The following is a 14,726-nucleotide window of genomic DNA, read 5'->3' as shown; positions in this document are numbered from 1 at the left end:
CACCAAGAGGCCGGAGGAGGATTTCGCAGGCCTTTCCGTCCATTTCATTATCCGGATGGATGAGTTCATTCGTGATCCGGTGGCGACGGATGCGACAGCGGGCACACGGCTTGTTGGAACTCCGGCGAGGCATCGCGCCGACAGTCTGCTTGCTGAGATCAACCGCAGTGGACTTGTAGGCCTATCGATTGGCCGCCCTTGTAGGTGAAAGGCCAGCCGAGCTGATGGCGGCCTGAACACATTCCGGCAGGTTCGGTTTCTTTCGGTCGAAGCCGCTGGAGCCATCAGACGTACAGTAACAGACGTCGCTTGACCAAGTTCGGAGCTGGGCGAACGTGTTCCACCGCCGCATCTAGCTTTGACTTCGACCTGACGAAAAGCGGCAATCATTCCATTCCTGGGTGCACTCATTCCACGCAAAGTGGCGCTTTGCACGAGATGAAGTACCTATTGTCGGCAGCTGCTGCCCTCAAGCCCTATTGGGCTCTTGTCCGTCGGTCGCGCCCCCGAGAGGTCGGCGTGGAAAATACATCCGACCAAGATAAAGGGACATGCGCACTGGAGCAGCGCTTCTTCAGGAGCGTCAAAGCTTTGCTAAGCTTCCGCTACCCTGGCCAGGAATCTCTGCACTTCCAGCTTCAGACGATTGCTATCCTCAGCTAGGGACCTGGCAGCGGAAAGCACCTGCGTTGACGCGGTGCCCGTCTGATCCGCACCTCGATTGACTTCGGCGATATTTGTGGCGACCTGGGTCGTACCAATTGCCGCCTGCTGCACATTCCGAGCAATCTCTTGGTTTGCAGCGCCTTGTTCTTCCACAGCAGACGCGATGGCCGAGCAACTTTCTGAGATTCGGCCAATAACGCTGGTGACTTCTTTGATGCTTGCCACTGATTCCTTGGTGGATGACTGAATTCCACAAATCTGATCACTTATCTCCTTCGTCGCCTTCGCGGTCTGGTCCGCTAACATTTTCACTTCTGATGCAACGACTGCGAACCCTCGCCCAGCGTCTCCGGCGCGGGCTGCCTCGATTGTCGCGTTCAAGGCCAGAAGATTTGTTTGAGATGCAATTGTGTTGATGAATTGGATGACGTCACCGACCTTGCCGGCGGCCTCAGAGAGAGACAGAACGCGCTTGTCAGCGCTCGCGGCTATTCGAACGGCTTCACTCGCAATACGAGCTGACTCCTGCACTTGCCGGCCAATCTCATTTACGGAAATCGACACTTCTTCTGTGGCCGATGCAACGGACTGAACGTTCGCGGACGCCTGTTCGGAGACCGAGGCTACAGCGGTCGAGAGTCGCTGTGTGGATTCGGCAGTGTTTGCCAGTGAGCGAGCCGACGCCTCCAGTTCTGTGGACGCCGAGGAAACGGTTTCGACAATTTCCCCGATGGCCGCGTCGAACGCATCTGCAAGCCTGCGCATGTCGGACTTTCGTTGCTCAGCAGCGATACGATCATGAGCTAGTTTGGCTTGGGTTTCCGCCTCCGCCTTCTCGGCCGACTTCACCTTGAACCTTTCGACCGCATTCGCAATTTCCCCAATTTCGTCCTTGCGACCAAGACCGTGGAGCACAACATCGAAATTGCCACCGGCCAACTCGAGCATCGATGCTGTCAGATTCCGGATCGGGTCGCTAATGCTGCGCGAGGTAAGCACCGCGAGGATGAAACCCAGCAGCAAACTGAGAGCGCCAAGGATCAAGGCTATCATCACGCCCAATCCAAGCTTATCTTCCGCCTTTAGCGCAGTGGCTTTCGAAGCCTTCTCGTAATCAATCGCGAGCGGCTCTGAGAGTTCGTCAACCCGACCACCGGCGGCGAGTGCGGCACTTGCGGCCGATTTCGCCGCGGGCGTGTCTAGCGCGCTATTTCTTCCTCTAAATTCCTTCAGCCCGAGCGCCTTCGTTTCATCGTCCTCGACAGCTTTTTTGAGATCCAGCACTCGCACCCGGCGGCCCAAGTCCTTGGTGTCGGCAGCGAGATCCTCAAGCCGTGCAAATGTTCGCCTATAGGTATCTGCGGCCTTCTCCCAATGCGATGGATCATCGGTTGCCAAGGCCATCCATACATGCATCCGAGCTTCAAATACTTGCTTTTCGATGCGCTCATCTTCGGCTACGTGGTCTTTTTGGCGAACCACAGTCGCCAACGATCCGTTCGCGCTCCGGGAGGTATGGATCGAGTAACCGACAATTGCAACGGACATCAGAAGAAGCGATCCAAACCCAGCTATCAATCGACCGGTGATTTTGATGTTTGCAAACACTTGTTGTGGCTCTCTGCTAAAGGGTGGTCGTCTTACCTCGAATGTACTTCAGCGATCCCATCGTAAAACGAGGACCGTCAGCTCTAAAGGCTGGCAGATTTCCGTTTGGCGAGAGCAAGCTCTCGCTCGATTAGATCGAGATCGGCTTCCAGCCTGGCCCTAGCTGATGAATCGGCAATCTTGTGTATGGCCGCTCGTATCTGGCGATGGTTCTCCTCCAGCGTGGCAATCGCACGCGCGATCGTGAGCTTGGCATTGGCGCGGGCGGCTTTGAGCCGCTGATTTGCACCTCGACCGGAATCACATGCTATTGCGAACGGCGCTAATGGCGCGTCACGCTTAGCAATCGCCATTGTTTGCATTGGCTCAGTGCGCCGCATGGGCGCACCAGGTCGACGAAACTTCACGACGTTGAGCATTTCGAACCTCGACCAAAGTGCCTCAAAAATACGAGCGCGCAGTCATGCGAATGGTTCTGCGGATAACTCGACATACATGCGCAGCGACCGCGTGTTCGCTAAGGTTGTAAATCGGCCGCAGTTAACAAATTTCTTTAAATGCAGGTCGTCCGCTTTGCGCGCATCAACGACTGACCGCGTACATCGTTTTAAATTGCAGGCTGCACTGGCGACACGAACGTTGAATTACCGCGCCTGCCACCTGAGCTGCGCAGAAAATCTTCGTAGCGGACGGACAAAACGCTCTCAAAACGCATTACAGTATCTCCGAGCATGTACCGCGTGGATTCGAGCGGTTAATCCAACCACCGACGACCCCGCAAAAAATTATTCCGACAGGCAGTCGACGAAGGCAGGAGTTGACTGAGATCCGACGGCCGGGCTGCCCCTCATGGTCGGTGCCCGCGCCGCATACCGCGCGGCATCCAACCCTATGTCTCTCGATATGACTTCTTACTGCGGGAAGCTTGGCGTTTCGTCATCCAATGATGAGACGGTGCAAGCAGACGTGTAGGCAATGGGGCACTTGTACATAACGGACGGAAATGTCCCGGGGATCGCTGCGCACCGGTCTCGCGGATGCAAAGCAGTTGTTTTGACGGGTTGCTGGCCGGAATCGCCCCACAGGGCCGAGAGCTGCGCCATCCTCTATTGGGTTCCTACTCTGGTCCGCCGGATCACCGCAGATACTGATCTGCAAATAGAATGCGGGCGGACGGCGCGACAGGCGAATGCGACGCCCTGGGATCAATGTGACCTTCTGTTGGGCAGGGCTAGCGGCGGCAACGATGATTGTCGCCGTCGAGCCGCGGAGGAGGTGCGCAGGCTGGAGGAGAGTTTGAACCGATCATGGGCTTCCACTTAATGACGAACTCGCACCGATTGCGTTTCACGTCTTGACCGCGGTCGCTCCCTAGATTGGTAGAGCTGTTTCGTAAAGGCGTGAGGTCCAGGCTCCGCAACTTTTCGGGCAAATAGAGTTGCGCTGCCGAAAGCCATCGCCGCCACTGCGGGCCGGCCGCACCGCATGCGCATAGGGCTGCAACTCCCACAACAGGCGGGTTGTACTCATGCACGATGTCCGAAATGCTCTTCTGCCCGATCCTTAAGGACGGATATTCGCTGACTGATCGTCTCGCTTGTTTTTGGGTCATGCATTCCAGTACCCGACGAGGGCATAATCGAGATCCAATTTCTGATTCACGGTGCATGTCCCGTCGTCGCCAAACTGCCAAAAGCGCCAGGGCTCGAAAAACGGTTGTCTAAAGGCGACATCGCCGCGCTAGGTGACGCTTCAGCACACGATGCTCTGAAGCAATTGGCGATAAACTGGTGTTTCATAGGATCCGACTCCCCGCAAACGAATTGCCTCGACATAACCATTAGAGCTGCATCCGGGACGTGGACCAGCGCCTTGCCAAGCACCTCCTACAACACGGCTGTCGTGCCAGCGCCAGCATCCACCCGCTCCAACAGCGAAACGTCCGAGACTTTGCTGGGTCGGCCGGTGAGCAGGGGGGCTTCGTCAGCGGCGGGCCGGCGCTGTGACTTGCATTGATCCGTGAACGAGCGGGGCCGAATTCCCTTCAGATCGCGACATTGCGCTTTCTGTTTCGCTACGAAGACGGAAGACTTTCCGAGCTTCTAAACAAAATTAAGAAGACGCCGCTCGCGTTCCTCGCTGCGCACATTACCGAGCATTGCCCTTCGCTGGACCTTTGAGAGTATTCGCACCGGTCCCGTTCAAGACGTCCGTGTGCAGAACCCGACAGCAAATTGCGATTGAGCTGATCTGAAATCGCAAAGAGATGATGGTCTGAACCAAGCTCGCGCGTCCTGGCATGTCCATTGCTAGGAAGTGCCTGTTACATCATGCGACTGACTGGACGCAAAGGCCGAGTCAGACCCGACTTGCCGTCCAAACCAAGTCTCTAGCATAGAAGCGGCTCTGTTAACTGCCGCTCCGCCAACGGAGCCAGGTCATGTTGATCGACACATCCAAAATCTTCGACTCCATTCGCATCAATAAGCAGGAAGCGCAGGAGCGCCAGACCACTGCGCTATGCGAATGGCCTGGCTGCCAGAACAAGGCTACCCATCCCGCGCCCAAGGGCCGCGGCAATGCGCGCGACTATTGGCACTTTTGCATCGAGCATGTTCGCAAATACAATCAGTCCTACAATTTCTTCTCGGGAATGGACGCGGAAGCGGTTGCGCGCTACCAGAGGGACGCGCTGACCGGCCATCGTCCGACGTGGAAGATGGGCGAGAGCATCAGCGCACACAAAATGACCGGCAGCACTGCCAATTTCGAGGACGACTGGTATGCCCTCTGCACGCTCGTCGAGCTGAACGGACGCGCCGGTACCCGCCACCGCGCGAAGGCCAAGCCTGAGGCGCGCAAGATTTTCAATGTCGAGGGCAACGCGTTGCAGGTGATGGGCCTGAATGCCAATGCGACGCTCGGCGATATCAAGGCGAAGTACAGGGCGTTGGTCAAGCAGCACCATCCCGATGCCAATGGCGGCGACCGCTCCACGGAGGATCGCCTGGTCGAGATCATCAAGGCCTACCAGTACCTGAAGACCGTGGTGCGCTAGAGCTAGCCCGAACATCTCAGCAGGCCTCACGGCGCATCGGAAGTGGAGGACGGAACCATCCAGAGCTTTGCTCTGGCTATGCGGGCAGTTTGATTTCCCTGGCTAACGCTTTCGGGCGACCATGGCGGACAATCGACATGATGACCGGTTCGTTTCGTTCCGCGCAGCGGTCAGGAAGAAGGGCCCGGAAAAAGGGATGCGGCAAGATCCTGCGCACGTGGCGGCTGCATCGGCCCAGCGGTGAGCTCGTGGAAATGCCAAACGGCTCCTTCCACTCCTGACGGCTGAATCGCTACTACCGCCGGTTCCACCTTCGAAGCTCCAACAGGAGTTGCGCACGATCGATCCCTCCGTTGTTCGAGAAGCAACACGAAATTACGAACCTATCCGGGGACACTCGTTGGCTCTATGGAAAGGGTTTCGGCGCAGAAGCGACCCATCCAGGCCTATTCGCTCGGTGGCGCCGGATCAACGATCGATCACGAGAGCCGATGGATCGCGGCGTTCACGGCCAGTTCTGACATAGCCAGGAGCTGTAGCGCCCCGCGCCACCGACCTATCTCAAGGGCTCTGCCGATCGCAGCGAGGCAAGGCAGGCATCGTGAACTTGATCGCCTTCCACACCGTGCATCGCGTTCATCAAGCACTGGGCTATCGCACGCAGTTGCGCGTTTCCCTGTTCGTGAGTAACCGTCTGGTGAGGCTTTCGATGACCCACAAATATGATGCCCAGCGCGTTGTCGGTGGCAGCCCACGCCGTCGTCATATCCGCACTCCCCCGTCGTTCATCAGACGATCGCCGTCGTCTCGTCACCGTTGCTTTGTCTTCCATCGATATGGTTCTCTTGGCAGCCAATCTGTCGCGCCTCCGAAGAACACGCTCAGCGACCATCTCGCAGCTTCGCCATCTGTCAGTTGATGGGAGCGAGGCTCGCGGGCTGAGGGGTTGGCCCCGGCGCCGAAGGATCTGTATTCGGCATAATAGCTTGTCCTCAACGTATCGGTCTTGCCGGGCGTCCATTCGCGCCACCCTTCCCCGATCACGGGGGCATCTATCTTCGCCGACAGGAAGACCACTGTGGCGTAGGGGCGCCAAGGGCGGCCAAGTGCGATATAGCCCGCAGCGGGGTCGGCAGTTAGCCTGCAATGATCAAAAACATAGCCACTGTCCTCATCCGGCGCTGCCTTGCTCTGAGCAGTATAGATGACCGCTTGATTTGCGATGCCGTGCAACTCACATTGCCGGAACCAGGCCTTGGCGTTGCCAAATATGAAATCGACATGCCCTTCGATGTAGCAGTTCGAGAAGTATTGTCGTGACATTCTGCCGTTTGGTCCCTTGCCGGCAAATAGCGTGTCCTGGGCACCGAGCAGGCGGACGCGCGTAACGACGTCCCTGTCTCCGGTAACGGACAGCGCTACCGCCTGCGAGGGGGGATTGGCCGGATTGAGGGCGTAGTCGTTCTGGATGGTCAGATTCTCGAGTCGAAAGTCATCGCCAGCGGCATCCAGCGTCGCCGAACGGGCGGTTCCTCCTACATTGATCGCGCCGTCGCCATACACAATGACCGTATCCTCCGGCTTCCTGCCAGTCCCTTCGATATGAATACCGGATTTGGAGATTTTGACCTTCTCGCGATAGACGCCCGGCGCGATCCGGACATTTCCGCCTTCCGCCGGCAACGCGTCGATGGCTTGCTGCACGGAGTGATAGTCTGCATTTCCGGCATGCGACACGAATAGCGGCTCAGCGTACGCTGCCGGGATGCAGAAACATCCGGCCAGAAGCGCAGCGGAAGGCACGAAAATTCGCATGTGATCTCACTCTTCGTTGAGTTCGCGACACGCTCGACGCAGTCGATATGAGATACCGCCGCGGGATAGCCGCCGTGCATGGTCAAACACATTTTCCTCGCCAGCCCAGAATCCCCACGTGACTCTCGCAATTGCGGTCCTGCAAACCCGGCGGCGGCCCGCAACGAAGTACCGGACATGAGGCTGAGGTTCTGCAAGACCAGCGATTTAGGCCGGCCGATGCCGAACTCACCAGCCGGGTTCGGCGCCGGGTGTCGTACTTAGCGATTGCCCTCGCGGAATGCTATGGCACATGCCTCCGATCCGCGCAGCGGTTCTGTGGCTCGTCCCGGCAGCGGCGGCGACACGTCAGAGGGACTTGCGGTCACCTTCGCGTGTTCGAGTTGCCAAGTCGCGGAATTGGCAAATCGGACATCCTCGAGTGCAACGTCGAGGGTATGCCGCTCGTCTACGCCGCGCATCAGCAGCACACCATTGTCGCCACGCACATGGCGCAGAACGATCTGCCGATAGACCGGAATTCTCGTGCCTTGCGCGCGCGGATCATATTTTGCATCGAACGCCACCGGCCACCGGTTGCCCCTCAGGCACACGTTCTCATAAGTCACGCGCTCGACCAGACCGCCTCGACTGACATCGCTCTTGATGCGCAGGCCCGACGTCGTACCGTCCAGCGTGAGATTACGCACCAGTATGTCGCTAACTCCGGAATTCACCTCGCTGCCGATAGACATGCCGTGCCCCCAGCCGAAATAATTATCAAGGATGGAGATATGGCTGCTTGAGCCATTGTCGCCGGCCTTGATTGCAACGTTGTCGTCTCCCGTGCGGATGAAGCTGTGGGTGATGGTCACATCCTGGCTCGCGCCGGGGTCGATGCCGTCGGTATTGCGCGCATCCGCCGGTGAATCGATAGTGAGGCCCCAGAAAGTGGCACCTTCGACCCGGTTCATCGCGACATGGAAATTGGGGGCATTGCGCAAGGTGATACCAGAGAACGTGATGTCCTGCGCATGATCGATCTGGATCAAGCGCGGGGCGTTCTGGTTGCCGCCCTCAGCTTGCGCGCGGCGGGCCAGCTGCCACCAGGTTTCGGCCCCGCCGCCCATCATTGCGCCGCCCTGACCATCGATGATGCCCTCGCCGTAGATGCCGCCGCCACGCGTTTTGGAAAAGCTGATGAATGGCCGGCAACCGTCGCCCTTACCCATGATGCGACCACATTGTCCCCGGCCCTTGTCGTAAGCAGCTGGTTCGGGGATGGCGATCAGCGCCGCACCGCGTCCGATCCATAAAGTCACGCCCGATTTCATCTCGAGTGGACCTGAGTGAAACTCGCCGCGCCCGAGATAAACTGCAGCGCCAGCCGGGCAATGTTCAATGGCGTCCTGTAGGCTAACTGTATCGTTCTTGCCGGAAGGCACAGGGCGATCGCAGACCGTATGAGGTGCAACAGGTTCGGCGATAGTCCGGCGGTCTTGCGCTTTTGCGGCGGGGCAGACAACCATGGAGGCGAGTATGGACAATAGGGCCCAGTTGCGAAAACGCTTTGTCATCGACGTGCTCGTGCTTTGTCACACGCATCCTTGCCGCGTGCCTTGTCTGCTATTGAGCGCTGGCTCGATCGAGCCGCCGCGCGCGTCACTGGCCCGCGCAAGATGACATTTATAAGACGCAGCAGAGGCCTCGACTGTGCGATCGCGCCGTAGCACCTTGCCTATGCACGAAAAAGACGAAGCGTTGTGCGATAGACCAAATCCAAACATTGAGATCGAGCGCTCGCGGGGTTAGGGACATGGACTGTTCATCGCCGCTGGCGCTAAACATTGTCGAAGGCGATCCGCTGCGCTTCGATTGAGCCCCGGCTACTTGGCCGCTGCCAGATCGCAAGGGGTCGAAACATCCAGCACTCCCAACCACAGTCGAAAATGCGGCCGATATTCGCGCCAGCTGGCGCTCGCTCAGCAAGTGATGCAGGCGAAGCCGGTTCGCCGAAACGCAAGGCGATACGTTCGATACAAGCTAAATGCTTGCAGGTTTTCCCGGAAGTTTAAGCGGTCGCGATAGCGAGTTCAGGGCGTCTGCGACAATGGCTCGTGTTCTCTAATAGTTGCTCGGAAACCGGCGTGGCGGTTGATCCGCCGCTGAGGATGCCGGCTCATCTTCAAGCAATCGGCGAAGCTCTCCTGGCGGCATCTGCTCCTCGTTGAATATAAACGCATCTGGATCAGCCGAAACAGGCAAATTGCCGAGCGGCTGATCCGGCCCGGACGGCACGGGCTCATCATCCAGCAGTCCACGGAGCTCGCCTGGTGAGAATGGCAGGTACTCGAAATCGAGTGCCGCGGTATCGGCCTGAAGCGGCAAGTGGCCGGCAAACTGGTCCACTCCGCCCGATGGATCATCGATCAGTCGAGCAAACTCCCCTGGAGAAAGCGGCAGGGAATCGGAACTGAATACATTTTGATCTATTGAGCTTGAGTGCCGGTCGAATAGCTGATCTGGCAGCGGTGGTGTGGATTCGTCATCCAGCAGTCGCCAAAGCTTCCCAGGAGAAAGGGGGGCTCGAGCGATAACAGAAGCTTCTGCACCTAGCGAGCATGCGACCTCCTGCGCGAGTTGATCCGGCCCAGACGGCGTGGGTTCAATATCCAACAACCGCGACAGCTCCCCCGGAGAAAGCGGCAGGGGCGCGAAAGTAAAGGCGCCTGGATCTGCCGGATCCGCGAGCTCATCGGCGAGTGGATCCGGATCCAACTGCGCAGACTCATTAGCTAGCAACTGGGAAGGCTCCGCGGGAGCAAACTGCCGGGCGTCCAAGGTGAGCTCCCCTGGATCGACGGAGACCGGCGAATGCACTGATTGACGGTCCAGTGTTCGCCTGCGTTTCGCCGGGCGCTCCATGAGATCCTCTGGATCCGAAGTGAATTCTTCCCGATCGGTGGAAGCCGGCAGAAGGATGGATTGATCATCCCACCCGCCCTCAATTTGGTCGCGAAGCTCCTGTTCCTGCCTCAGAAGTTCGGGATTCTCGGCCATGACGGACGGCTCGACGCGATCATCATCATCGAGGAGCCGCCAAAGCGCCTCCGGGATGAGATCCGACCTTGGCGAGCCGGCGGCGGCGCTGCTTTTGGCCTGGTCAGGGCCGTCTGATGCGGAAGACCCTTGCTCCGAACCGTCCAAGCCCCCTCGATGCTCACGCAGCGCCCAGAGCGAACCCGTCATTCTCTTCCAGTTCTTCGGGAAGGCTTCCTTAACATAGTCGTACAGCGCATCATCGCTTGTTCCAGCAAGCGTCTCGCCCCGCATCCCGAGACTGTTCGACAGCTTGCGAAGCATCGTGTCATGATGCTGGACGGTCGCCGGCGCCCAGTGCTTGCTCTTGATACCTTCGTCTATGACGCTTTCGATAAGCGGCGCATCAACTTCAGTTGGAGCAACACGTGTGCGGCCAGTACTCATCGAAGTCGCGGCACGCGCGCGCCTGACCCTGACTGCAGGTGAACCTCCGCGCTGTTCTTGAAGTGCCCGCAAAGCCATACCTACGTGCTTATTCTCCTTGAACACGGTGTCAGAGAGCTGATTTAGTGTATTATCATCACTGGCTTCGAGCGACTGGCCGCGCTCGCCGAGGTAATTCGCCACCTTGTAAAGCATTTGAGCATACTTCTCGGCCGTCAACGGCGACAGTTTTCGGCGAGCACTGACGCCGCTCATCATCTCGTGAATGTAATTAAAATCCGCGCGCGACACATTCGGCGGCGGTTTGCGGCCGGGGCGCCGGGCAAGGCCAGCGGAATCGGCCGCGCGCGCCGCATCTAATTGCTGCTCGAAGGCGTCTTCTCCCGCCTGGTTCGGTTGATCGTCTGGAACGGCGTGCTGTACCGATGGCGGAGGTGCTGCATTGGATATGGCGAAATTGTGCGAGTCCATGCCAGCCTCCCGTCCAGGATCACTGGGTTAGTCCGTATTCGGAGAAGCTTTCGAGAAGCTGACGAGGCTACGGCCGGCACCGGATCGCATTCGCACCGGGAACCCTCTTCCTGGTTCTCACGAATTTAGGTGACTGCCGTTCCTGCCCTCCTGATCGCATCGTGATCGTTTGCGGACATAGTCAGCCAGTTCTCGTCATCCTCCATGCGATGCCGGATGAGGCATGGTCGGCTTCCGCGGTCAGCTCCGCCGGTGACCCGCATGCCTTACCCTACTGCCATAGCCGACCATCGTGTCATTGAAGCGCCCCTCGCCCTTCAGACACGTCTTGCGGTAATTTGAAACGCCGTAAGACGGACAAAAAGACCGAACCGGCTGGCTCAAGGTGGAGAGCTTTGACATTCCCTTCAGAACCTCTACGTGAGCGGCCCCCGAAACAAGACGCTCTAGCCAAAGACGCGGCGATACGTCTCATATGTGGTGCTACTCTGCGCGCATCCCCTGGCCAACGCACCGCGGTCAACCAAAAAGCCGAGCCTATCGACAGGGCCGCACCCAGTTGTCCGGTTCGCCCGCCGGGCTCTCAACCCCATGCGTCTCGAGATCTTCACCAACTCCGCGACGAAACCTTTCGCCGCTAACGTGCGCGGCGGCAGCTTTCAGCGGTCCCATGATCGACTCGAAAACGCCACAGCAGCATTCTGATGAACAGGATCATTGACGCTCCGCGATTTGGGCGGTCGTGCGTTAAGTATTGAATTGTTTGCCGCAGAGTTGCGCTGGCGTTCATCGATCGGCGATGAGACCGCTCGACGCTCAAGCCTCCGCTCCAGATCCGCCAATCCTGCCTTACATTCGGCGACAATCGATTGGGCGCGAAGCAGCTTGACCTTGAGCTCGTCCTGTTGCCTGAGTATTTTCTCAAGATCGTCCTGCATCAGCTCATTGACCATCTACAAAGGACCGATTGAAGGCCGCCGCTTAGCTCCACGAACCCAGGCTCGGCATCTCGCAGATGCGCGCGCTTGAGCCACCGGCCAAAAGTGACGCAAACAATCGCGCTGCTGAGGTATAAGGCCTTTACCCTGGTGTGCACCATCTTGTTGAGGACCGCCATTCGTCGCGAGCCCTTTACAAGACAAGCGGATTCTGGCCGGCAAACCGAAGCGCGATCCGAATATGGCAGAGTTCGCGACGCAGGCGCGCGGTTTGGAAAGCGCATCAGGAGACCTTTGCCGTCGATCAGGCGGGCAACTTTCATCTGAACACCTGGATTGGGTGCCGAACGAGCATCATGGTCACAAGTGGTTTCGTCACATATTCAAGCAACCGGCATGCCAATGCCTCTTGAGCGCTTTTACGAAGAAACGATGTCGGTTTTCCCGCAGCACGTAGTTGCAGGCGGTGCTGTTGTCGGGTTTGAAACAAACGACGTCTTGAACGATACAGCCAAAGCCGCAACCACGACGGTGATAGCAGCGCTCACTATAGCAGCGGTCAATATAGAGAGAAGATTTTGCGGACGTCGGCCAGAATGCTCTCACCATTTTTGAGCGGTCCGTTGTTCTGTGAGAACATGCTATCGCTGGCCATGGCGCCGACGATGCGAACACGACCGCAGCGATAAGATCGTGTCAGCGAGGGCAAAGGATAGCTGAAGCGCAATCCGGGGGAGCGTGTTCATGAGGAAGACAGCAGAAAAAGCTGATTGGGCTTTCGCTCAGTTACGTGCTCGGCCTGAAAACTGACCTCGGCGCAGTTGGTATCTGGATTGGCCTATCGATCGGCAAGGCCGTCTACGCGGCCCTCCCTGTACTGCGCTCGCAGCTTTTGGCGGACAGAGCTCCCATCGCAAGCACGAATGATGCTTCAGCCTGAGCCTTGAGCCATCGATCGCGCCTTCGCGCTAAGCACGTCGAGCGACGCCGAATCTCGCTCCAACGAACTTAAGTTTACTCCTCCGAGACGAATGCCTGAATGCCGAGCGCGATCGACCAATCGCTTGATCTTGCGACAAGTTGACAATTGCCCTTCCTGCGCTACCGCGCTGCCCGACATGGCCAGGTACAGCGGGTTGGGACCCGGGCTAGGGCCGAGGTCGGCATCACCACGGAGGACGACATCAAGTGTCGATCGGCGAGGCGATCATCGCCGCGCGTTTGGAGACGGCACCAACATAGTGGTCTTGTTTGGGTGATTGTCGACAAACCGTTGACCGACTGGGGCTATCGTAATCGAACCAACGGACTAACACACGGTTACAGAGATTCCCGTTCTTCACTTCTGGAGGGGAGGCGGTACTTCGGGGCGTTGTCGCCATGGTGCCAATGGGATTGTCGAAGCACGGCAAGGAGCCGCCCTACTCATGGCGTTCGCTCTGCGGAACGCAGCTGTTGTTCAACAAAGGCCGACGGAGATCGTCGACCGAGGAAGCTCATCCGCATCGATACCGCGTTGATCCGCGCGCATTTTCTAATGAAGCTCTGGCAGGACTGGATCGAGTTCTTCCTGCTCGAGCGTCTTGGCTCCATCTTCCGCCAGGTACGCTGCCAGAGCCGCGATACCGGAGTCTGGTGGACATCGAGCGGGTGCCGATTTTTTGAACGGCACTTGTCCCAAGCGCTCGGCAACTTCGACGCTCATGAGGTGGGGACGGATCGGTCGATCGACGGCGCGCTCGATGGTGTGGAAGATCCAGGTGCCGTCCGGATCGATGTCCGACCAATGGAAGATCGGCGTCTGTTCGGATACCAATCCTGCGATCGTCCGCAGCGCCTGCTGGGTGGCAAGCGAGGGGTACCCGCCGACATACATGGTCGTTCCTAATCGGCCGGGGTCCGCCTCGGCGATGTGCCGGTTGAAGCTTGCGAAGTTTTCGATCGTCAGAACGTAGGCCGGCGGCTCCCGGAAGCGGACGCGATCTGCTTCCTTGGGAGCGATTCCGAGATAATGCGGAGATATCCTGGAAAGATCGGCTCCGTCGAGGTCGATCTTGCCCGCGATCAGCAGCGGCGGCGCGAAGCGCTCCAGTCCGATCGCTCGCAGTGCCTCGCGGGGGCGGGCGCCAGGCGGAAAGTCCATTATGCCGCTCAAAAGCCGGACCACGGCACCCTCGATGCGCTCGAGTATCTTGCTGTGCCCCACCGTACGTCGCGAGAAAGTTTTGTAGTCGACGTCCAGATGCTTGTTATCGAGGATCGCCTGGGCGAGAACGAATGCGTGGCGCAGCGTGTCGACATCGGACGAAGCGAATCCGTGCCACGTCTTACCCCGCGCCCACACCTCTGCGATTTGAGAGCCGCTGTTCTTCAGGGACTCGTGCAGCGCCACTCCGGCTACAAGCCGCGTGGCGGCGTCCTCCGCGATGCGTGACGCCGGGGTGCGGTCGAGATATCGGTATAAGATCTCCGCCGAGGCCAACCGCACGTGCGCCACTTGGTCCCGCTTCGCGCCGCGCCCCCAGCCAATGGAGACCGAGCCGGCACTTTCGGCTTTCCCGATCTGCTTCAGGAAAGCGTCCGCCGCGACTACCGACGAGAAAGCGGCATAGTCGGGGTGGGCGATTGGGCTTGCGGCCCCGGCCTCGAAGCGATCGAGCAGGTCGTTCAGCAGGCCGATCGCGTCCGTGAAACGTCGCGCCATG

The 14,726-nt window shown here is 58.6% G+C and carries 8 protein-coding genes; 1 reads left to right on the top strand and 7 read right to left on the bottom strand.

Features of this window, described 5'->3' with window-relative positions:
• Nucleotides 1-594: 594 nt before the first annotated feature.
• Both MTX21_RS34760 and MTX21_RS34755 read right to left on the bottom strand, forming a co-directional pair.
• Nucleotides 595-2,214 carry a HAMP domain-containing methyl-accepting chemotaxis protein gene (locus MTX21_RS34760; protein ID WP_280970892.1) on the bottom strand — a complete coding sequence of 540 codons (1,620 nt, stop codon included), beginning with the start codon at nucleotides 2,212-2,214 and terminating at the stop codon, nucleotides 595-597.
• 143 nt (nucleotides 2,215-2,357) lie between these two features.
• Nucleotides 2,358-2,693: a hypothetical protein gene (locus MTX21_RS34755; RefSeq protein ID WP_280968979.1), complete on the bottom strand. Its 336-nt coding sequence runs from the start codon at nucleotides 2,691-2,693 to the stop codon at nucleotides 2,358-2,360.
• A gap of 2,021 nt (nucleotides 2,694-4,714) precedes the next feature.
• Here MTX21_RS34755 and MTX21_RS34750 point away from each other — a divergent pair.
• Nucleotides 4,715-5,332, top strand: coding sequence for a J domain-containing protein (locus tag MTX21_RS34750; RefSeq protein WP_280968978.1), 618 nt, complete (start codon nucleotides 4,715-4,717; stop codon nucleotides 5,330-5,332).
• Between the two features lie 810 nt (nucleotides 5,333-6,142).
• Here the strand turns inward: MTX21_RS34750 and MTX21_RS34745 are convergent.
• The 5 genes from MTX21_RS34745 to MTX21_RS34725 all read right to left on the bottom strand — a co-directional run bounded on the left by MTX21_RS34745 (nucleotide 6,143) and on the right by MTX21_RS34725 (nucleotide 14,725).
• Nucleotides 6,143-7,147, bottom strand: a complete 1,005-nt coding sequence (locus tag MTX21_RS34745) for a pectinesterase family protein (RefSeq protein ID WP_280968977.1) — start codon at nucleotides 7,145-7,147, stop codon at nucleotides 6,143-6,145.
• Between the two features lie 260 nt (nucleotides 7,148-7,407).
• Entirely contained in the window at nucleotides 7,408-8,703 is a 1,296-nt protein-coding gene (locus MTX21_RS34740; RefSeq protein WP_280968976.1) for a glycosyl hydrolase family 28 protein, read from the bottom strand.
• A gap of 547 nt (nucleotides 8,704-9,250) precedes the next feature.
• The gene (locus tag MTX21_RS34735; protein ID WP_280968975.1) at nucleotides 9,251-11,083 is read right to left on the bottom strand and encodes a hypothetical protein; all 1,833 of its coding nucleotides are present in this window, start codon (nucleotides 11,081-11,083) and stop codon (nucleotides 9,251-9,253) included.
• Nucleotides 11,084-11,742: 659 nt separating this feature from the next.
• Complete coding sequence (locus MTX21_RS34730; protein WP_280968974.1) at nucleotides 11,743-12,036, bottom strand: hypothetical protein; 294 nt, start codon at nucleotides 12,034-12,036, stop codon at nucleotides 11,743-11,745.
• Nucleotides 12,037-13,555: 1,519 nt separating this feature from the next.
• Nucleotides 13,556-14,725, bottom strand: coding sequence for a Wadjet anti-phage system protein JetD domain-containing protein (locus MTX21_RS34725; protein WP_280968973.1), 1,170 nt, complete (start codon nucleotides 14,723-14,725; stop codon nucleotides 13,556-13,558).
• Nucleotide 14,726 lies beyond the last annotated feature (1 nt).

Origin of the sequence: Bradyrhizobium sp. ISRA430 (genome assembly GCF_029909975.1) — a bacterium.
In the GTDB taxonomy this organism is placed as follows: Bacteria; Pseudomonadota; Alphaproteobacteria; order Rhizobiales; family Xanthobacteraceae; genus Bradyrhizobium.
Note: the sequence above shows the minus strand (reverse complement) of the source record. Positions and strands in the feature narration are given on the sequence as shown.

Excerpts from the sequence above, each read along its gene's own strand:
- MTX21_RS34740 (WP_280968976.1), bottom strand. The coding sequence starts at position 8,703 with ATGACAAAGCGTTTTCGCAACTGGGCCCTATTGTCCATACTCGCCTCC.
- MTX21_RS34745 (WP_280968977.1), bottom strand. The coding sequence starts at position 7,147 with ATGCGAATTTTCGTGCCTTCCGCTGCGCTTCTGGCCGGATGTTTCTGC.
- MTX21_RS34735 (WP_280968975.1), bottom strand. The coding sequence starts at position 11,083 with ATGGACTCGCACAATTTCGCCATATCCAATGCAGCACCTCCGCCATCG.
- MTX21_RS34760 (WP_280970892.1), bottom strand. The coding sequence starts at position 2,214 with ATGTCCGTTGCAATTGTCGGTTACTCGATCCATACCTCCCGGAGCGCG.
- MTX21_RS34725 (WP_280968973.1), bottom strand. The coding sequence starts at position 14,725 with ATGGCGCGACGTTTCACGGACGCGATCGGCCTGCTGAACGACCTGCTC.
- MTX21_RS34755 (WP_280968979.1), bottom strand. The coding sequence starts at position 2,693 with ATGCTCAACGTCGTGAAGTTTCGTCGACCTGGTGCGCCCATGCGGCGC.
- MTX21_RS34730 (WP_280968974.1), bottom strand. The coding sequence starts at position 12,036 with ATGGTCAATGAGCTGATGCAGGACGATCTTGAGAAAATACTCAGGCAA.
- MTX21_RS34750 (WP_280968978.1), top strand. The coding sequence starts at position 4,715 with ATGTTGATCGACACATCCAAAATCTTCGACTCCATTCGCATCAATAAG.